Source organism: Rhodococcus sp. P-2 (assembly GCF_016598535.1).
Taxonomy (GTDB): domain Bacteria; phylum Actinomycetota; class Actinomycetes; order Mycobacteriales; family Mycobacteriaceae; genus Rhodococcus_F; species Rhodococcus_F baikonurensis.
The window spans coordinates 2,417,695-2,438,096 of sequence record NZ_CP066779.1 but is presented as its reverse complement, the minus strand read 5'-3'; the positions used below and the strand labels follow the sequence as shown (position 1 = coordinate 2,438,096).

Annotated in this window: 15 protein-coding genes; 11 read left to right on the top strand and 4 right to left on the bottom strand. The window is 62.5% G+C overall.

From position 1 onward, the window contains the following. The first annotated feature begins 18 nt into the window (after positions 1-18). Positions 19-1,932, top strand: coding sequence for an SEC-C domain-containing protein (locus I7X09_RS11545; RefSeq protein ID WP_095973137.1), 1,914 nt, complete (start codon positions 19-21; stop codon positions 1,930-1,932). 35 nt (positions 1,933-1,967) lie between these two features. Beyond that, positions 1,968-3,890, top strand: coding sequence for an SEC-C domain-containing protein (locus I7X09_RS11540; protein ID WP_234036883.1), 1,923 nt, complete (start codon positions 1,968-1,970; stop codon positions 3,888-3,890). 32 nt (positions 3,891-3,922) lie between these two features. Here the strand turns inward: I7X09_RS11540 and I7X09_RS11535 are convergent, their stop codons facing one another. Further along, complete coding sequence (locus I7X09_RS11535) at positions 3,923-5,353, bottom strand: coniferyl aldehyde dehydrogenase (protein WP_200316873.1); 1,431 nt, start codon at positions 5,351-5,353, stop codon at positions 3,923-3,925. Between the two features lie 109 nt (positions 5,354-5,462). Between I7X09_RS11535 and I7X09_RS11530 the strand changes: the two genes are divergently transcribed. From I7X09_RS11530 to I7X09_RS11510, 5 genes are all read left to right on the top strand, one after another. Then, positions 5,463-6,260 carry an enoyl-CoA hydratase gene (locus I7X09_RS11530; RefSeq protein ID WP_200316871.1) on the top strand — a complete coding sequence of 266 codons (798 nt, stop codon included), beginning with the start codon at positions 5,463-5,465 and terminating at the stop codon, positions 6,258-6,260. A 45-nt stretch (positions 6,261-6,305) separates the two neighbouring features. Then, positions 6,306-7,826, top strand: coding sequence for an acyl-CoA synthetase (locus I7X09_RS11525; protein WP_200316869.1), 1,521 nt, complete (start codon positions 6,306-6,308; stop codon positions 7,824-7,826). A 120-nt stretch (positions 7,827-7,946) separates the two neighbouring features. Beyond that, positions 7,947-9,113: an acyl-CoA dehydrogenase family protein gene (locus I7X09_RS11520; RefSeq protein ID WP_124569191.1), complete on the top strand. Its 1,167-nt coding sequence runs from the start codon at positions 7,947-7,949 to the stop codon at positions 9,111-9,113. Positions 9,114-9,155: 42 nt separating this feature from the next. Beyond that, a complete protein-coding gene (gene fabG / locus I7X09_RS11515) occupies positions 9,156-9,896 on the top strand; it encodes a 3-oxoacyl-ACP reductase FabG (protein ID WP_003940214.1) in 741 nt (246 codons plus the stop codon). An 87-nt stretch (positions 9,897-9,983) separates the two neighbouring features. After that, positions 9,984-11,180 (top strand): CaiB/BaiF CoA transferase family protein, encoded by a 1,197-nt coding sequence (locus tag I7X09_RS11510; RefSeq protein ID WP_200317782.1) that lies wholly within the window; start codon positions 9,984-9,986, stop codon positions 11,178-11,180. Here I7X09_RS11510 and I7X09_RS11505 read toward each other — a convergent pair. Beyond that, entirely contained in the window at positions 11,177-12,406 is a 1,230-nt protein-coding gene (locus I7X09_RS11505) for an acetyl-CoA C-acetyltransferase (protein ID WP_200317780.1), read from the bottom strand. The genes I7X09_RS11510 and I7X09_RS11505 overlap by 4 nt on opposite strands. A gap of 309 nt (positions 12,407-12,715) precedes the next feature. On the opposite strand from I7X09_RS11505, the gene I7X09_RS11500 reads away from it, so the two are divergent. Continuing rightward, complete coding sequence (locus I7X09_RS11500; protein ID WP_200316867.1) at positions 12,716-13,906, top strand: acyl-CoA dehydrogenase family protein; 1,191 nt, start codon at positions 12,716-12,718, stop codon at positions 13,904-13,906. Positions 13,907-13,977: 71 nt separating this feature from the next. Here the strand turns inward: I7X09_RS11500 and I7X09_RS11495 are convergent, their stop codons facing one another. Further along, positions 13,978-15,648 carry a chitobiase/beta-hexosaminidase C-terminal domain-containing protein gene (locus I7X09_RS11495; protein ID WP_200316865.1) on the bottom strand — a complete coding sequence of 557 codons (1,671 nt, stop codon included), beginning with the start codon at positions 15,646-15,648 and terminating at the stop codon, positions 13,978-13,980. 181 nt (positions 15,649-15,829) lie between these two features. Between I7X09_RS11495 and I7X09_RS11490 the strand changes: the two genes are divergently transcribed. After that, complete coding sequence (locus I7X09_RS11490) at positions 15,830-16,720, top strand: LysR family transcriptional regulator (protein ID WP_200316863.1); 891 nt, start codon at positions 15,830-15,832, stop codon at positions 16,718-16,720. On the opposite strand, the gene I7X09_RS11485 is transcribed toward I7X09_RS11490, so the two are convergent. After that, the gene (locus I7X09_RS11485; protein ID WP_200316861.1) at positions 16,654-17,598 is read right to left on the bottom strand and encodes a LysR family transcriptional regulator; all 945 of its coding nucleotides are present in this window, start codon (positions 17,596-17,598) and stop codon (positions 16,654-16,656) included. The two genes, I7X09_RS11490 and I7X09_RS11485, sit on opposite strands and share 67 nt — an antisense overlap. Before the next feature lie 187 nt (positions 17,599-17,785). On the opposite strand from I7X09_RS11485, the gene I7X09_RS11480 reads away from it, so the two are divergent. After that, on the top strand, positions 17,786-19,345 hold the full coding sequence (locus I7X09_RS11480) for a long-chain-fatty-acid--CoA ligase (protein ID WP_200316859.1): 1,560 nt from the start codon (positions 17,786-17,788) through the stop codon (positions 19,343-19,345). Further along, positions 19,342-20,388 carry an MBL fold metallo-hydrolase gene (locus tag I7X09_RS11475; RefSeq protein WP_200316857.1) on the top strand — a complete coding sequence of 349 codons (1,047 nt, stop codon included), beginning with the start codon at positions 19,342-19,344 and terminating at the stop codon, positions 20,386-20,388. Before I7X09_RS11480 ends, I7X09_RS11475 begins: the two co-directional genes overlap by 4 nt. The last annotated feature ends 14 nt before the right edge of the window (positions 20,389-20,402 follow it).

Genomic DNA, 20,402 nt, shown 5'->3' with positions numbered 1-20,402 from the left:
GTCGCCTACCATTGGCGGGTGACTGATTTCGACGACGATGCCGCTGGTTCCATTGCTTCCGCAGCTTTGGCTGTTCTGCGCGAGCAAGGCCCGCTGAGTCTCGAAGAGTGGGCGACCCATCTCGAGGAGTACGGATCGGCGACCGAGGTAGCCGACGTGCTCGAGTATCTGTCCGAACCCATGCTCGGATACCTACCGAGCGGAAAGTACGTTGCGCTCGACACTGTCCTCGAAGGTCTCGTGTTCACTCACCGACTCAGCGCCCTGGAGATTGCGTCCGACATCCTCGACGCGAGCCCCGACCTGGAACCGATCTTGGCATTCGGTGACGGTGACGGTGACGGCGACGGAGAGGACGGGGCGATCCGTGTGATCGCGGCGGAAGAAGCCGCCGTGGAACGCGGAGCGGCCCACTTCCGGAGCCGACGAGTCGTGATGCTCCCGGCCGGAACCCTCGGCGAGTGTGCCGAAGGTGATCTCGTCGGTCTGGCTGTCGAAGACGGACGACTTGCGTTTCGTCTGGTGGAGATCGAGGACGAACCAGATCTCGTACCGTCCCTCGGCGAACTCTTCGAGGAAGACGGCGTCGAGGCCTTGGATTCCGTGTGTTGGCAACTCCTGCTCGAAGACCCGTCACTGTTCACAGTTCCCATTGCGCCGTTGAGCGAGCTTTTCGAGGCAGCAGGGTACGAACACGAGCGAGAACTACTGGCTCGGCGGGGATTCGACTTCGATGCTTACGATCGGCAGATTCGGACCGCCCTGGTCGCGAGCACCTACGACCTGACCCACGACGAGGCAGTCTCTGCCGTCGCGTTTGTCGATCTGGCGGATCGCGGATACACCGACGCCGTCATCGCCGATTTCGACATCGCGGACTGGGCCCACCGTCATGTGAGCGCTGCTCCGGATTCTTTTGTCTCACTCGCGGATCCGGGTGCAGCGGTAGCGGTGTTCGATCTCGGTTTTCGGAACCAGGACCCGGTGACCGACGCAATTCTCGAAGCACTTGCGGCCGAACTGGCCGAGCGAGGTCCACGGTCGGTCCGGGCGGCGGCGCATTGGCTCGCCGGTAAGGCAGTCGATCGGCTGGGGCGCGTCCTCGAAGCGGAGGCGCACTACGAGAAGGCGCTCCTTGCCGAATCCGGTTGGGGTCCTGCCCTGTTCGAGCTGGCCCAGTTCGCGTCGGACCGCGGCGACGCGACCCGCGCGTTGTCACTGCTCGGGCGGATCGACGGCGGAAGTGAAGAGAATCTCTACGCCGTACTGCAGGACTTCGTCCCGGTCGATCATCCTGAACTCGGGCGAAACGACAAGTGTTGGTGCGGTTCCGGCCGCAAGTACAAGGTCTGCCACCTCGGAAAGGCGGATGAATCCGTCGAGTCGGATGGTCGGTGGTTGTACAAGAAGGCATGCCTGTTCGCGTTTGCCTCCGAATACGCCGACATCGTGACCGGGCTCGACGATCTCGAAAACGACAGTCTGTCCGAGGACGAACTGATCGCCGCCACGATCTTCGACGGCTCGGCACTGGACGTGGCTCTGTTCGAGGGTGGGATCTTTGCCGACTTCCTGGCCAGGCGCGGTGAACTGCTCCCGGAGTCGGAGGTTGTCACGGCCGCACAGTGGCTCGGAACCCGGAGGTCGGTGTACGAGGTGGTCGAAACTTCCGACGCCGGCGTCGTGTTGCTCGATCGTGGGTCCGAGAAGGCCGTGACCGTTGCGCACTCGCTCGACGGCACGCCAGGTGATGTGATCAGTGCCCGGGTCCTGACGGTCCCCACTGGCGCACTTGTGGTGGGCGTCGTCGTCATTGCTTCGGAATCGCAGGCTGCGAAGGTCCTCGAGGTTCTCGCTTCCGAGGAGCTCGACGCCGAAGAAGTGGTGCGTGCGTCGCGTGGAGGCGCCGATCACTCGACCGATGACCGGTGACGATGTATCGAGTCGACCCCGTTAAAGTTGGATAGGTGAACGAACCGATGGATGCCAATGACTTGATCGCCGAAGCCGCGATGGAGTTGTTGCGTGAGCACGGCCCGCAGACAGCGGCGGACTGGGGCACCCTGTTGGCCGATGCCGGTCACGGTACAGCCGAGGACATGGCCGAGTTCGTCGAGTACGTCGAGGACCCGCTGCTCGGCTACCTGAGTGAGGAGCGGTACGCCGCACTCGACACGTTGTTCGAGCATCGAGTGCTGACCCATCGGCTCACCGAAGCGGAAATCAAGTCCGGCGTCCTCGATGCCAACCCCGATCTGATGATGCTGCGGGTTTTCCTCGATCGGGACGACGACGAGGTCCATGGCATCAGCGTCGTGCACCGCGGGATCGACGACGACCTGTTGGCTGATCGGGGGATCGAAGATCCGGAGTTCCCGCACGACGAGGGTTTTCTCCTCGGCACCGATACTCTCGCCGAATGTTCTGCAGGCGATTTGATCGGATTGTTCGTTGCAGACCGTGAGCTGACGCTCTGCACCATTCCCGAGGTACTCGATCCCGCACCCGGATTCGGCGAGAGTCTGGCGACGGTCCTTGCCGACATCGGTGCGGACACCCTCGATGCCATCGTCTGGCAATTGATGCTCGACGAGCCGTCGCTCTTCCGTCAGCCGACCGCCCCGCTGGGCGAGATGCTCGAGGCGGCAGGGTACGTCCGCGACGGCGATTACGTCGCAGTGGACGGTTTCGATTTCGAGGCCTACCACCTGGCGAACCGGGCCCGCATGCTCGAGGTTCGGGAGAACCTGCACCCGGAAGAAGCCGCGTCGGTGATTGCCTTCGTCGATCTGGTGATGGCCGCGAAAGTCGAAGCCGTCGAGGACGTCTCGGACTGGGTGCGCAAGCAGGTCAAAGAGGATCCGCAGACCTTCGCCGGTATCGCCGAGCCGCCCGCGGCTGCGGCGGCGTTGGAGCTGCTGACCGAACTCGACGATCACGATTCCGTATTGCATTCTGTTGCAACTGCTCTCGCCGAGAAAGGGTCGCGTCGTGTCAAGCCGGCAGCGCACTGGCTGGCGGGCAAGGCTTCGGATCGTCTCGGCAAGATCCTTGCCGCCGAGGCGTCGTACGAAACTGCACACGATCTCGATCCCGACTGGACTCCCGCGATCTTCGATCTGGCGCTACTGGCGGCCGATCGCAGCGATGTGACGCGCGCGCTGGCACTTCTCGGGCGGATCGAGGGCGGCGAGTCCGAGGTTCTGCACGAGGTTCTTCAGCGCTATGCCCCGGCTGAGCACCCCGAACTCGGGCGAAATGACAAGTGCTGGTGCGGTTCCGGTCGCAAGTTCAAGGTCTGCCATCTCGGCAAGTCCGAGGTGACGTTCGACGATCGGGCCAACTGGCTGTACGTCAAGGCACAGCTGTTCTCGCGCACTCCGGAGTACTTCGATGCCGTCTTCGATCTTGCGCTCATCCGTGCCGAGCAGTGGAACAGTGAGGAAGCACTGACGCTGGCCGTCGAGGGCGGTTTGGCCGTCGACGTTGCCTTGTTCGACGCCGGTATTTTCGCGGCGTTTGTCGAGCGGCGCGGAGAACTGCTTCCTGCCGACGAGCGGGAACTGGCCGACGAGTGGTTGAAGATTGCGCGCTCGGTGTACAAGGTCGCTTCGACGGAGCCGGGGCAGTCGGTGACTCTCAGTGACGTCCGCAACGGGCATCTGGTGAAGGTCACGGACGAGTGGGGCTCGGTCAATCTCGAGCCGGGCACGCTCGTGTGTGCACGAGTCCTTCCGGCCGGCTCCACGATGCGCACCTTCGGTGGCATCGAACCGCTTGCAGCAGAGGACAAGAAGGAACTGATCCAACTGATCGAGTCGGCGGACACCGAGCCGGGTCAGTTGGTGGAGTTCCTCAGCCGAGGCCTTGCCGGTGCGCCTTTCCGGTAGCGCGAACTACCGAAAAGGCGGGGCGGAAGGCACTAGGGCGTGACCTGAGCCAGCATCATCTGCTCGAAACCCTCACCGTACGGCGGGAGCATTCCCCACTCGCCGCGTGGGTCATGCTGCGCTGCTTCGAATACCGTTCGGGCGTGACTGAACTCGAGGAAGCCCTCGCGGCCGTGGTAGTGCCCGATGCCCGAAGCTCCGACGCCGCCGAAGGGTGCGTCGCTCAGCCCTGGGTGTGACATCGCGTCGTTGATGGTGACGCCGCCAGAGACGGTGCGTTCGAGTACGGATTCCTTCTCGTCCAGATCGGTGCCGAAGTAGTACAGCGCCAACGGTTTCGGCCGTGAGTTGATGTCGGCGACGACGCTGTCGAGTTGGTCGTACGGCAGGATCACGACGGCCGGTCCGAAGATCTCTTCCTTCATGATCTGCGCGTCGGTCGGAGGGTCGACCACGATGCGCAGTGGGCGGCGACGAGTGTCTGCGGAGAGTTCTTCGTCGGGAACGGTGATGATTCGCGCTCCGCGCTCTGCGGCGTCCGCGATGTACCCCTCGATGCGTGCGAGGTGACGGTCGCTGACTATCGAGACCATGTCTTTGTTGTCGGCGATCGTGGGGAACAGTCCCGTGAACTGGTCGGTGAATGCGTCGATGAATGCTTCCGTGTTCTCGCGCGGGACGTAGATCAGGTCGGGAGAGACGCAGAGTTGGCCGGCATTGGTCGATTTCGCGATGGCCAAACGTGATGCAGCAGACCTGATATCGGCACTGCGGCTCAAGACGCTCGGTGACTTGCCGCCGAGTTCGAGGGTGACCGGCACCAGGTTCTTCGCGGCGTTGGCCATGACGAGCTTTCCGACGGTCGTGCTGCCGGTGAAGACGAGGTGGTCGAAAGGCAGAGACGTCAGTAGATCAGCGACCTCCGGGCCACCTGTCACCACCGCGACCTCCACGGGGTCGAGCGTTCGACGCGCCGCCTCGGCCAGGACCGCCGCCGTGTTCGGCACGATTTCCGACGGTTTGAGAACGGCGCGATTTCCCGCTCCGAGGGCGCAGGCGAGTGGGCTCAGGAGAGTGAAAAGGGGAGCATTCCAGGTTCCGATGATGCCGATCGAACCCTTCGGTTGGTACGACACGTACGCCGTGGCACCCAGCTGATCCTGCACCGCTCCGGTGGCTCTCGGTGAGCGAATCATCCACTCTTCGAGCGAATCACGAACGTGCTTGAGTGAAACCATGGATCCCAGAACATCATTCATCACCGAGTAGGCCGGGATTCGGCCGCCGAAGTCTTCGTTGATCGCTTCGGTCAGATCCTTGTGGTTTGCCACCAGAAGATCGACGACGCGTTGGATGCGCTCGCGTCGTGTCTGCGCGGACGGAAGACCGGCGGCGCGAGTTGCTTCCTGCTGGGCCCGCAGAATCTCTTCGAGATCGGTGGTGACGGCGGCATCGGTGCTCATGGGCACTCCTCGTAGTGGCGAAGTATTGACCGGACCGTATCGACGCGGCGCGAACCGACGCCCGTTTCGTCTCGTTGACCGGGACGGATTCGATTGGTAGAGAGAACACATGTCGCAGACACAGGTAGAAAACACTGCAGTGAAGATTTCCGTCGAGGAATCGGTGGGACTCGGATTCCTGACACTCGATCGGCCGGCGCGGCGAAATCCGCTCTCGGCGGAGACCATGCGCGAGGTGACGGCTGCCCTTCTCGAGTTGTCTGCAGACGAGCGCGTGCGGGTTGTCGTCGTGCGCGCCGAAGGCCCGGTGTTCTCTGCCGGTCACGATCTGACGGAGATGATCGGGCGAACCCTCGAAGACGAGCGGGCGATCTTCGACGGCTGTACCGAGATGATGGAGACCGTGCAGCGGATTCCGCAGCCGGTGATTGCCGCAGTCCAGGGCCCGGCTATCGCGGCGGGCTGTCAGCTGGCTGCGTCGTGTGATCTGGTTGTTGCTGCGTCGAACGCGGTCTTCGGCACGCCCGGTGTCAAGATCGGACTGTTCTGCTCGACTCCGATGGTGGCTCTGAGCAGGGCAGTAGGGCGCAAGCGCTCGATGCAGATGTTGCTCACCGGTCAGACGATCGACGCCGACACCGCTGCGGACTGGGGTCTGGTGAACTTCGTCGTCACGCCCGAAGAACTGGACCGGCAGGTGCGCGAACTGGCCGCCAAGATCACGACGGCCAGCCCCTTGACGGTGAAGATCGGTAAGCAGGCGTTCTATCACCAGATCGATCTGCCGCAAGCACAGGCGTACGAGGCGATGGCGGAAACGATGGCAACCAACGCCGTGACCTGCGACGCTCAGGAAGGCATGCGGGCCTTCGTGGACAAGCGAAAGCCCGAATGGCGCAATAAGTAACGATCGCTCTTCCGGTTTAGTTGGACGTCCTATAACCTGAGGCGCATGAGCCTCGATCCACGCACCAACACCGTCGACGGAGTGCTTCGGCGCTCGGCAGCCAAGTACCCAGACCGCATAGCCGTCGTCTTCGAGGACCGCACCCGCACGTACCGCGAACTCGACGACGCGGTGACGCGGGTCGCGGCTCATCTACTCGGTCTGGGTCTCGAACACGGCGACCGCGTCGCGGCGTACGGAACCAACTCCGACGCCTATGCAATCGGATTCCTTGCCTGTGCGCGAGCAGGTTTGGTGCATGTTCCGGTCAATTACGCACTCAAGGGGGAGGAACTCCGGTACCTCGTGGCGCAATCAGGCGCCCGCGCGGTGTTGGTGGATCCGGCATTGGCGTCGACGCTCGACTCGGTTCGCTCCGACCTCGATCTCGACCACGTGATCGCACTGCGGGACGCGGAACTGTCGGTGGTCACGATCAGCGAGGCCGGCGAGGTGCCTGTTTTCGAACCGCGTGCGACGTCGACGGATCTGGCGCAACTGCTGTACACCTCGGGAACCACCTCGAAGCCCAAGGGCGCCATGATGTCTCACGGTGCGCTGGTACACGAGTACGTGTCCTCGGTGATCGCGCTCGGGCTGGACAAGAACGACAACCCGCTGATCTGCATGCCGATGTACCACTCCGCGGGGATGCACGTCTTCATGCTGCCGTACCTGTCCGTCGGTGCGACGGTCAGTCTGATGCAGGCGCCGGACATCCCGGAGATCCTGCGCCGCGTCGAAGCAGAAAAGATCGGATCGCTGTTCCTGGCTCCGACCGTGTGGGTACCGCTGGCCAACCATCCGGACCTCGAGACCCGCGATCTGTCTTCGCTCAAGAAGGCGCAGTACGGCGCCTCGATCATGCCGGTCACGGTGCTCAATCGTCTGCGTGAGCGTTACCCGGACATAGGCTTCTACAACTGCTTCGGCCAGTCCGAAATCGGTCCGCTGGCAACCGTTCTTCAGCCCGGCGAGCATGCCGATCGTCCGTCTTCTTGCGGGCGAGCAGTGTTCTTCGTCGAAACCCGTGTCGTCGACGCCGACGGAAACGACGTCGCCGACGGTGAGTCCGGTGAGGTTCTCTACCGCTCACCGCAGCTGTGCAACGGCTACTGGGAAAACCCGGAAGCCACGGCCGAGGCATTCCGCGACGGCTGGTTCCATTCAGGCGATCTTGTCGTGCGGGACGAAGAAGGGTTCATCACCGTCGTCGACCGAATCAAGGACGTCATCAACACCGGTGGCATCCTGGTCGCGTCGCGCGAGGTCGAAGATGCGGTCTACACGCACCCTGCCGTGGCAGAAGTCGCCGTGATCGGTACGCCCGACGAGAAGTGGATCGAGGCGGTCACCGCGATCGTCGTGCTCAAGGACGGCAACGACGAGTTGACGCCTGAGGCGTTGATTGCCCACGTCAAGGAGCGAATCGCCCCGTTCAAGGTCCCCAAGCACGTCCGGTTCGTGGCCGAACTCCCGCGTAACCAGAGTGGCAAACTGCTGAAGCGGGAACTGCGCACTGTCTGACACTTGCTATAGGTTCCGCCTTACCTTCGGTTCGTTTTCAGGTCTTTGACTCCGATTGCCTCACGGTATTGACTTCGGAGGACGGCATGGACTTCGGAAACAGCAAGGTGAGTGGTGGGAATGCAGGTCGATGCAGATGACTTCGCAGATATCTTGGCGACTGCGCGGGAGTTCATCCGCAAGGAAGTCGTGCCGCGTGAGCAGGAGATAGCCGACACCGACGCCATTCCTGAGGACATACGCAAGAAAGCCGCAGCCATCGGGCTCTTCGGCTACGCGATTCCTCAGGAATGGGGTGGGCTCGGACTCGACCTCACCCAAGACGTCGAATTGGCAATGGAATTCGGTTACACGTCCCTGGCGCTGCGTTCGATGTTCGGTACCAACAACGGAATTGCCGGGCAGGTGCTGGTCGGCTTCGGTACCGACGAGCAGAAGGCTCAGTGGCTCGAGCGCATCGCCTCCGGTGACGTCGTGGCTTCCTTTGCTCTGACCGAACCAGGCGCAGGTTCCAACCCGGCCGGTCTTCGGACCAAGGCCGTCCTGGACGGATCCGAATGGGTCATCGACGGCAACAAGCGGTTCATCACCAATGCTCCACTGGCACAGCTGTTCGTGGTGTTCGCGCGCACTCGCCCGGCGGATTCCGATGGTCCGGGAATTGCAGTGTTCCTGGTGCCGGCCGACACGCCGGGAGTCACAGTTGGTCCCAAGGACAAGAAGATGGGTCAGGAAGGTGCCTGGACCTCCGAGGTCACCTTCGACAACGTCCGGGTTCCCGAGTCGGCCCTCGTCGGTGGCGACCAGGACACCGGATACCGCGCAGCGATGACGTCTCTCGCACGCGGACGAGTCCATATCGCGGCCCTCTCGGTGGGAGCAGCGCAGCGAGCGCTCGACGAATCTGTCGCGTTCTCCGTGGTCACCGAACAAGGCGGCACCGCTATCGGCGACTTCCAGCTTGTTCAAGCGATGCTGGCAGACCAACAGGCCGGTGTCATGGCCGGGCGGGCGATGGTGCGTGAGGTGGCCGCGCGGTACGTCAGCGGTGAGGATCGACGTCTCGGCCCCTCGGCGGCAAAGCTCTTCTGCACCGAGATGGTGGGCAAGGTCGCGGATCTCGCCGTGCAGATCCACGGTGGCAACGGGTACATGCGAGGTGTGCCGGTCGAACGCATCTACCGTGAAGTTCGCCTGTTGCGCCTGTACGAGGGAACCAGTGAGATCCAGCGACTGATTCTCGGCGGTGGGCTCGTGGCGCAAGCGAAAAAGCGCAACCAGCGCTGACACATTTACCTGACGAGCTTTAACCTCACGAACGGAGTGGACATGGGATTGTTGGACGGCAAGGTTGCGGTAGTGACCGGCGGAGCCCAGGGCATCGGGCTCGAAATTGCGCGCACCTTCATCAAGGAAGGCGCGACCGTCGTTCTCGGCGACATCAACGAAACCGTGGGAACGGCTGCGGTCGCCGAACTCGGTGGAGAGTCGGTCGCCCGCTTCGCTTCCTGCGACGTGCGTGACTCCGGACAGGTCGAGGCCATGCTCGATCTGGCCGAAAGTGCCTTCGGTCCAGTCGATGTCATGGTCAACAATGCCGGCATGACGCGCGACGCCACGATGCGGAAGATGACCGAGCAGGACTTCGACGACGTGATCGCCGTACACCTCAAGGGCGCCTGGAACGGAACACGCGCTGCCGCCGCCCGCATGCGCGAGCGTGAGACGGGCGCAATCGTGAACATCTCGTCGATCTCCGGCAAGGTGGGCATGCTCGGGCAGACCAACTACTCGGCCGCCAAGGCCGGCATCGTCGGTCTGACGAAGGCCGCGGCAAAGGAGGTCGCGTTCAAGAACGTTCGCGTCAACGCCGTTCAGCCCGGGCTGGTCCGCACGGCGATGACCGAGGCGATGCCCGAACGGATCTGGAACGAGAAGCTTGCCGAGATCCCGATGGGGCGTGCGGCCGAGCCCTCGGAGGTCGCTTCGGTTGTGCTGTTCCTCGCGAGCGACCTCTCGAGCTACATGACCGGCACGGTTCTCGAGATCACCGGCGGCCGCCACATCTGATCCGTCCTGTTCGAGTGCAAGAATTCTGAGTGCAAGAATTCTGAGCGTGAGACTTCTGAGTGTGAGAATTCAAGGGTGACTACTGACATGGGACAGCCGAACTCGGATCTTCCGCTCGACGGAATCACCGTGGTTGCACTCGAACAGGCGGTGGCGGCACCGCTCGCCACCAGACATCTCGCGGACATGGGTGCGCGGGTGATCAAGATAGAACGCGTCGGCGAGGGCGACTTCGCGCGTCACTACGACCAGGCGGTTCACGGCCAGGCGTCACACTTCGTGTGGCTCAACCGTTCCAAGGAATCGATCGCTGTCGACGTGAAGTCGGAATCCGGCCGGCAGATCGTTCTCGATCTTGTCGCGCGCGCAGATGTGTTCCTACAGAATCTGGCTCCCGATGCAGCTGCGCGACTGGGATTCGGTGCGGAGGAACTGCGCGAGGAATTCCCTCGGCTCGTCGTGATCGACATGTCCGGCTACGGCAGTGCCGGTCCACGGCGCGAGCGCAAGGCGTACGACATGCTGGTCCAAGCCGAGACCGGAATGATCTCCGTGACCGGCACACCGGAGACGGCCACCAAGACGGGTATCCCGGTCTCGGACATTGCCGCGGGAATGTACGCGCTGACTTCGATTCTGAGCGCCTTGTTCCGTAGAGAGCGAACGGGTAAAGGAGCGCTAGTCGAGGTCTCGATGTTCGATTCCACCGTCGAGTGGCTGGGGCATCCGATGTACATGAAAATGTATGCGGACAAGCAGATTCCGCGTGTCGGTCTCGGCCATGCCGCGATCGTTCCCTACGATTCGTACCCCACGAGCGACGGCGAGATCCTGATCGGCGTCCAGAACGACCGTGGGTGGCGTGCACTGATGGTGGACGTGTTCGAGCGCGAGGATCTGGTCGATCATCCGCGGTACCGCACCAACATCGTGCGCGTCGAAAACCGCGTCGAGGTAGACGAATTGGTGGGTTCGCTGACTCGTCTGTACTCGACAGCGGACCTGGATCAGCGTCTGGCCGCCGCCGGTGTTCCGGCCGCAGCACTCAACGACATGGCCGGTCTGCTGGAACATCCGCAGCTGGAGAAGCGGGCCAGGTGGCGGTCAGTGGGCACCGAGAACGGTCCGATCGATGCCGTGCTGCCTCCGATGACGTACTCGGATGTCGAAATGCGTATGGGTGACGTTCCGGCGCTCGGCCAGCAGACGGATTCGCTACTGGCCGAGCTGGGACGGACGGGCGACCAGATCGCAGACCTTCGCCGCGACGGATCGATCGGTTAACGCTTCTCACGTCGCAGGTTCTCGAACACCGCTGCAATCCCTTGTCCGCCACCGATGCACATGGTCTCGATCCCGTACCGTGCCTGGCGTCGGTCGAGTTCGCGCAGCAGATTGGCGAGGATCCGTCCGCCGGTAGCGCCGACAGGATGTCCGAGCGAGATCCCGGAACCGTTGACGTTGAAGCGCTCCTCGATGTCCTGCGCGCTCAATCCCCAAGCCTTGGCGCACGCGAGAACCTGTGCGGCGAAGGCCTCGTTGACTTCGATGAGGTCGATGTCGCCGAGCGACAGGTCGACACGGGAGAGGGCTTTCGCTACCGCTGGCACCGGGCCGATGCCCATCCGGTTCGGCTCCACACCGGCGACGCCCCAACTGACCAGTTTCGCGAACGGACGCAGGCCCAGTCGTTCCGCGTTGGCCGCAGTGGTGACGATGGCCGCAGCTCCGGCGTCGTTCTGGCCGCAGGCGTTTCCGGCGGTGACTGTGGCTTCGGGGTCGACGCGACCTCGAATGGGGCGCAGTGCAGCAAGATCGGACAGCTGAATCCCCCGGCGCGGATGCTCGTCGCGGGTGACGACTGTCTGCTCACCACGGCGCCCGAGCACCGAAACGGGAATGGTCTCGTCGTCGAAGTACCCGCTGTCCTGGGCGTGAACGGCCCGTTCGTGCGATCGCACTGCGTATCGGTCCTGTTCGTCGCGGGTGATCGAGTACTCGCGGCGCAAGTTCTCGGCGGTCTCGATCATGCCTCCTTCGACCGGAAAGTTGACTCCGCCGGAGTTCGTGCGCGGTTTGGCCAATCGGTCGTGGAACTCGACGGAAGGGCGCTTTGTGCCCCAACGCATGTCGGTGGAGTAGAACTCGGTTCCGCTCATGCTCTCGGCGCCGCCGGCGATGACCAGATCACTCATCCCGGTCTGTACCTGCATCGCGGCGTAGATGATCGCCTGCAATCCCGAACCGCAACGGCGATCGAGTTGTATTCCGGGAACGGATACGTCGAGACCGGCGTCGAGTGCCGCGATTCGCCCGATGGCTGCGGCCTCTCCGTTGGCGTAACCCTGACCGAAGATGACGTCGTCGACATCGGTGGACGCAATGCCGGTTCGTTCGACGAGGCCACGCACAACAGTGCTGGCGAGTGTGGTGACGGGAACGTCTTTGAAGACTCCGCCGAATCCGCCCACCGGGGTGCGAACGGGTTCACAGATGACTGCGTCGTGCATGGAATGTGCCTGTCTCGAGGAGAGGTGGGGAATGCGTCGCGTGAACGGGCCGATCGAAGGGCCCACCGCGACCTGCTCACTCGAATATCCAGCACGCGTGGCGCGGTTGTCAACAGCAGGAATGACCTGTTCGGACATAGTTTCCGCCATACGGTTCGTATGCGAAATCGACTTTGACACATATACCGTTCGGGGATTGAATGGATGCAGCGTCTCTGCCGCACACACGTCGTGGTGGGATGAAAGTTCCTGGAGTCGAATCAGTTTCGTCGACAGGAGAGCACAAAGTACCGACTGACAGGTGGAACAGTGACTCGTTTGGCGCAGACGGCGGGATTGACCGAAACCCAGACCGATATCGTCGGGGCGGTACGCGAGTTCGTCGATCGGGTGGTCATCCCCGCGGCGCAGGAACTCGAACACACGGATACGTACCCGACCGACATCGTCGAGCAGATGAAGGACATGGGCCTGTTCGGTCTGACCATCGACCCCGAGTTCGGGGGTATCGGCGAATCACTGCTCACCTACGCACTGTGTGTCGAAGAGCTGGCCCGCGGATGGATGAGCGTGTCCGGTGTCATCAACACCCATTTCATCGTGGCCCACATGATTTCCGCGCACGGGACGCCGGAACAGAAGGCGAAGTACCTGCCGCGTCTGGCTTCCGGGGAGCTCACCGGCGCTTTCTCCATGTCGGAGCCCGCACTGGGCTCAGATGTTGCTGCGATATCGACCAAGGCGAAGCGCACGGAGTCCGGCGATTACGTGATCACCGGGCAGAAGATGTGGCTGACCAACGGTGGTTCGTCGACGTTGGTGGCAGTCCTGGTCAAGACGGACGAGGGTGCGGAGAAGCCGCACAACAATCTGACGACGATATTGATCGAGAAGCCGGCAGGTTTCGGTGAGGTACTCCCGGGCCTGACCATTCCGGGGAAGCTCGAGAAGATGGGCTACAAGGGAATCGACACCACCGAGATGATCTTCGACGGTTTCGAGATCGGAGCGGAAGAGGTTCTCGGTGGCACCCCTGGCTTGGGATTTCGGCACATGATGGACGGCGTCGAGGTCGGCCGGGTCAACGTCGCCGCTCGCGCGTGCGGAATCGCCCAGCGTGCTTTCGAACTGGCTGTCACCTACGCCAAACAACGAGAGACGTTCGGCAAACCGATCGCCGAACATCAGGCCATCGCATTCCGGATCGCCGAGATGGGCACCAAAGTCGAAGCGGCCCATCTGATGATGGTCAATGCTGCCAGACTCAAGGACTCGGGCGAGCGCAACGACGTCGCAGCAGGTATGGCGAAGTATCTGGCGAGCGAATTCTGCTCGGAGGTCACACAGGACAGTTTCCGCATCCACGGCGGGTACGGCTACTCCAAGGAATACGAGATCGAGCGGTTGATGCGTGAGGCACCGTTCCTTCTGATCGGTGAAGGCACCAGCGACATCCAGAAGCAGATCATCAGCAAGGGCCTGTTGCGCACCTACAACTGAGCCGAGAAGCGGCACCGCGAACATGCGCGGTGCCGCTTGTCGTGTCAGATCAGTAAGCTGACGGGTAAAAATCAGCGGGTGAAGGCCAGAGTCGTCACCGGTGACCGGTTACCGTATGCGTCAACGGCTTCGACACGGGCTTCGTATGCTGTGCCCGCTGCTGCATCGGGAATCGGAATGTCGAGGCTGTTCGGTCGTGGCATGAAGTAGAAGTCGGAGAGCACCTTCGACGAGACGACCTTCGCCCCGGTGGCTGTGTCCGTGATCTCGACGGCATAGTGATGGACCATCTGGTCGTCCTTCGCCTGCGCGATCCGTAGCGCTGCTTCACCGTTCGCTCCGGTGCTCACCGAGAGCGGGGTGGCCGTGGTGAATTCCGGTGCATTCGTGTTGCGTGCACCGGAGGTGTAGCGGAAGTTGTCCTTGATCTGCTGGTTGGTCGACCCGTCGAGTTCGACCGTCCACCCCGGGCCGCTCAGCGTGCCCGCGCTCGAGTACGGCGGCTGCCAGTTGGCCGACCACGCGCCTCCGGTGTAGATGTCGTGCTTGTCGGCCGCCATGTTGATGCGGTTGATTTCCGTGCGGTCCTGGTAGACCTCCACGAAGAGCGCTTGGGCAGTGGGTGATTCGAAACGGTTCGCGAGACCGGATTCGGTCACCATCTGGTAGCCGTGATCGATCTCGATGTACGACATCGAGCCGTCGTTGACCGCCGTGAAGTCGCGCTGATGGATCGACCGGTCGTCGTTGTTGTTCAGGTGCGAGTGCCCGGAGAAGAAAATTGCCTGAGGGAAGGCACTCAAGTCTTCGGTCAGTCGAGGATTCGACGCCTGTTGGCCGTCCATGGCTGTGTTGCTTGCCGGCCGGTGTCCCTGGACCAGGATCGGCTTGGTCAGGTTTCCGGATTCCGCGGTGATTTCGGTCAGGCGGGACTTCAGCCAATTACGTTGCGCTGAATCATTGTTGTATGTCTCGGTGTTGACCGTGAAGAGATGGACACCGCTGACGTCGGATTCGTAGTATCCGCCACCGGAATCCGGGAACCACTCCGCCGGATATCCGGCTCTGATCGCCGCGAGACTTGCATCGTGATTGCCGTTGGAGATCAGGAGTTGTGTCTCGTTCATGCCCTTCCTGGCGAGGTTTGCCTGGAAGATTTCTGCGACGATCTTGTGGTCGGGCCCCTTGCCGTCTCCGTTGTCGTTGATCATGTCGCCGTTGGAGAGGATCGCGTCGGGTTTCGGGAAGATGGAACCGATTGTGTCGAAGAAGCTTTCGTACTTCTTGTCATTGTTCGCGTGATCGCCGACGTGGACGTCGGACATTACGACGACCTGAGCCAGCGGCTTTTCCGAGGTCTTGATCAGGTAGCCGAACGAGACGGCCGCACTCGCGTGATCGCCGCGGAAAGCGGCGACAGTGACGTTGGTGTCCTGTGCGATCTGCAACGGACGTCCTGGCGTGGCAGCTTGGCTGTCGGTGGTGGGTGTCGTTCCGTCCAAGGTGTAGCGGACGGTGGCGCCGCGCTCGGCGGTGAAGGTCAGGTCGACGGGGTGCTCGTACCGTCCGCCGGGGACGCTGACGCCGGGAGCTGCGGGTGGCGTGTTGTTCTCGCCCGAAGAGCTACCCCATTCGAAGGACGAACTGCCCCAAGTGGGTTCGGCGTGGGATTCGGCGGGGGCGATGCCGGGAACGGCGAGAGCCGCGGTCACGGCTGCTATCGCGATGGTCGTACGTCTCACGAGGATTCCTTGTCTTCGACGCGGTGGTTCAGACCCATACGTAATTGGTCTGGACCAATTACGGTAGGTGGCGCCGGGTAGAAAAAGGTGTGTCCTGTATGTCCGACTAGTGAAGCGTGTATGAACACCGTCCGCGCTTGCCGGCGGTACTGTCGGCCGCGCTTGTGGCAAAGTCGATGCCGTGGACCTACGTCAGATCGAGTACTTCCTTGCCGTTGCCGGTGGGGAGTCCTTGTCGACGGCTGCGCAGAATCTGTCGGTCACCAAGCCGTCGCTGTCGCAGGGTATTCGTGGTCTCGAGCGTGAACTCGGAGTCGAACTGTTTCACCGAGTCGGTCGTGGATTGGTTCTGACGGCGGCAGGTCGGGCGTTGGTAGGGCCGGCGAGGCAGATGATGCGCAGCAGTGCGGCCGGATTCAACGTCGCGATCGGTACGGCCGACGAGCCTCGTGGGCGGCTCGACATCTGCTCCGCGGCACATGGTCTCGAAGGTCCGATCGCACGCATCGTGGCGGACTTTCGTGAGCGGTGGCCTGCTGTGACCGTTCGGGTCGGTGAACTGCCGCAGGGTGCAACGTCTGAGCAGGTGTTGGCAGACGGCGCATGCGAGGTGGTCTTCAGCTATTGGCCACCCGACATGTCGGCGCTGTCCACGAAAGTGATCGGGGTGAACGAATACTGGCTGGCAGTGCCGTCGGGGGTTCATCCTGGCGTCTGGCCGAATGGTGTGAAACCCGCTGCGGGAGAGCCGGTGTCATTGACGGCGTTGCCCGATCTCCCCGTGGTGGGTGTGCTCAAACACTCGCGGGCTCGGCTTGCCATCGAGTCGTCCCTGCAGGCCGCCGGGGCCCGGACTCGGATGTCGACGCAGTTGTCGCAGCGGGAGACCGTCGGCGCGTTCGTCTTTGCGGGTTTGGGTATGGCATTCATGGAGCGTTCGCTGGCCGAGAGATCGGTCGCGTCCGGCGCGGAGATATTTCCGGTGGAGCCTCCGATCTCACTGAATTACGGCGTCGAGTTCGATCCGGATACGCTCTCGCCGTTGGGCAGGCTGTTCGTAGACGGCTTGTGACGTGTTGAGACGTTCTCGATGTACGCGGACCCGGCCGGCGAGAGTGGGCCGTCGCGGTAGATCAAGATCGTCTGCCGCGTGATGGGCGGGAAGAGCGAGCGAACCTCGGACGCTGGGGAGTCTTGTTCGGCGATCGATCTGGGCAGCAGCGCGGCGCCTACACCCTGCCCGACCATTTCCCGGACGGCAAGGCGATCAGGCACTTCCACGACGACGTTGGCGAGGTCCAGATCGTCGTCGATCGAATGCCCGCGCCGAACTGTCGATGCCTCGACCACCATCGGCAGGTGCGTAACCACGGCGCGCGGAACCGGATCGGGGAGGTCTGTGGCCAGGCGAACGGGGATCGACAAGACCGTTTCCTGGCTACTCACGGCAATTTCTCGAAGCCCGTCGGAGACATCGGTACCCGGGTGGGTCTCGAGAAACCCGAGTTCACACGTACCTGCTCTGACCAGTGCGCGCACGTCCTGCGCGTTCGCGACGGCGTTCGTGGAGAATCGAATTCCGGGTGCCGTCAGATGGAGGCGTCCGGCGACCTCTGCAACAGGGTCGATGGCAAGATCGGACTGAACAGCTATGGCGAGTTCCCCGGCGCGCAAAGCGGTTACTGCGGCCACGGCGGATTCGGCCCGAGCAACGTCGGCGAGCAACGCACGTGCAGAATCGGCAATTGCCAGTCCGACTGCGGTGGGAGCCAAACCGCGAGTGGTGCGCTCGAAGAGTGTGGCTCCGAGTGCTCGTTCGAGGTTGCGTACGGCCTGCGAGAGTGACGGTTGCGAGATACGCAGGACGTCCGCGGCGGCGGTGACGCTGCCGTGATCGACAACGGCGACGAGATACTGTGCGCTGCGTATGTCCATCCCGGTTGCCTGCATCTGGCAAATTCTCCCAGATGACCGGACCTTGGCGGTGGTGACGTGCTGCGACCTGCAGACATAGGTCTGAGCTATGGCTCTGTGCGCCTTCTCGTCTTTGTGGCGCAGGCCATAGCGATGGTCGACTGTTCCAGTACCACCGACCGCGGTTCGTGCTCGGTGAGTACCTGGAACACAGGAGCGTGATGTGAGCGAGCTTCACCTGCCCAACCGGATACGCCACTCGGCGTCGACACGGCCGTCCGATCCGGCGATCACGTGCGGCGACCGAACTTTGACATGGGCTGCGCTGGATGGCGAGACCAGTGCCTTGGCGAGTGCGCTGACGGGAGTGACCGCTGCCGGTGCTCGCGTCGGTGCGCTACTGCGGATGGGGCTCGAAGGTGCGGAAACCTTCATCGCGTGTGCGAAGGCGGGCGCAGTGTTCATCCCGTTGAACTGGCGGCTCAACCCACTCGAACTCGTCGACATCGCCGAGGACGCGGAGCTCGACGTCTTGATCGTCGATGACGAGTTCGCCGCGGGGGCGGCGGCGATGTCCTCAGCGTTGCCGGAGATCGAGGTCATAACCGTGGGAGCTGAAGGGGGCCTGCCGGATTCGCGAACCTGGGCGGAGTTCGTGGCCTCCGGGACCGGCGTCGACCCCGGACAGGGGCACGATCCGGACGCAGCAGTTCTGCAGCTGTACACGTCCGGGACAACCGGCCGGCCCAAGGGCGTCGTGGCCACGCACCGGAATCTGTACAACGAGCCCGAGGGGTTCGATGTCTACGAATTCGGTTCGAATGCAGTCGCACTCGACGCACTTCCTCTCTTTCACATCGCCGGTGCAGGCTGGATGAGTACGTGCTTGTCGGCCGGAGTGCCATTGGTGCTGCTCGGAGACCTGGCGCCGGCTCGGGTCGCTGATGCCATCGCGACTCACCACGTCACCCACGCATTTCTGGTACCTGCCGTCATTCAGACGCTGGTAGATCTGCCCACTCTCGACAGTTTCGATCTGACCAGCCTGGAGGTGGTCGCCTACGGGGCGTCGCCGATCACTCCGGCGCTCCTCGCTCATGCGATGACCGTCTTGAAGTGCAAATTCGTCCAGCGATACGGGATGACCGAGACAACGGGATCGGTATCCGTCCTTCGTGCTTACGACCATCACGTAAGCGGACCGCGTTCGGAGTTGCTCCGCTCTGCGGGAAAACCGATGATCGGCGTCGAGATCTCCATTCGAGACGTCACCACTGGTGAGGAATTGCCGCCCAACAATTCCGGTGAGATCGTCGCGCGCAGTAGAAACAACACTCGCGGGTACTGGCGACGTGAACGTGAGACCGCCGAATTGTTCACCCACGACGGCTTCCTCCGGACGGGGGACGCCGGCCATCTGGACGACGAGGGGTATCTGTTCGTCACCGACCGACTCAAGGACATGATCATCACCGGCGGTGAGAACGTCTATCCGATCGAGGTGGAATCCGTTCTGGCCGAACACCCCTCGGTCGCCGAGGTCGCGGTGGTCGGGGTTCCCGACAAGCGCTGGGGTGAATCCGTCACCGCGGTGGTCAAACTGGTCGACGGTGCCGACATGCCAAGCGTCGACGAGTTGATCGCTTTCAGCACAGCGAAGTTGGCGTCGTACAAGAAACCTCGCCAGATCCATTTCGTGGACTCCCTACCTCGCAACGCGAGCGGAAAACTGCTCAAGTCGAGCCTGCGGACCATGCTGAACGCGAGCGGAGAAGCATCATGATCGTGACCGAAGACGTGGGTGTCGCACAACGTGAGGCGTGGGCGAACAAAGTTCTTCCACCGGTGGAACAAGTCCGGGACGGATTGTGGTCGATCCCTGTTCCCATGCCGGACAACCCTTTGCGCTACGTACTCGTCTACGCACTCGCGCTCGACGACGGACTTGCCCTCATCGACGTCGGCTGGGATCACGAACAGTCGTGGCAGGCTCTCGTCGACGGCATTACATCGATCGGATACCACGTTTCCGAAGTGCGCTATGCGGCAATCACCCACCTGCATCCCGATCACTTCGGCCTGGCACCGCGTCTTCGGCAGGTCAGCGGCGCGACGCTTGCGATGCACGTGGCCGATGCGACGCTTCTCGGATACCACGGTCCCGAGCAGACCCGCGACGACATCACCGGCTGGAACCTGCAGTTGTCCGAACTCGGTGCACCGGCCGAAGTGCTCGACGCGTCTCGGGTCGACCTGGTGCGGTTCGCTGAGCACGAAACCATCGACGTTGTTCTGGGAGATGGGGATTCACTCGACCTACCCGGTTGGAATCTCCGGGCCCAATGGACACCGGGGCACACTCCCGGACATCTCTGCTTCGTGGAAGAGGACAGAGGTTTGTTGTTCAGCGGCGATCACATGCTGCCGAGGATCAGCCCGAACATCTCCACGATTCCCGGTGAACTCGAGAACCCGCTTCATCGTTATCTTCTCTCGCTCGAGGCGACGACGACACTGGGCGAATGCGAAGTGCTTCCGGCACATGAATATCGATTCCGTGGGATCACCGATCGTGCACGTCAACTGATGGGGCACCACGAGGAGCGATTGGCGGAGATCGTGGCTGCGGTGCAGGCTGAGCCCGAATCCACGGCCTGGGAACTCTCGCGCACGATCTCCTGGTCTCGCCCGTTCGACCAGATGTCGCCGCGACTACTTCGCTTGGCAGTTCGCGAAACCCATGCTCATCTTGTTGTTCTTGCCAAGCGGGAGATCGTGACACCGTCCGGCGGCACGCCCGTGCGCTGGAGTCTTCGCGCGCAGTGACCTTTCAAGAATCT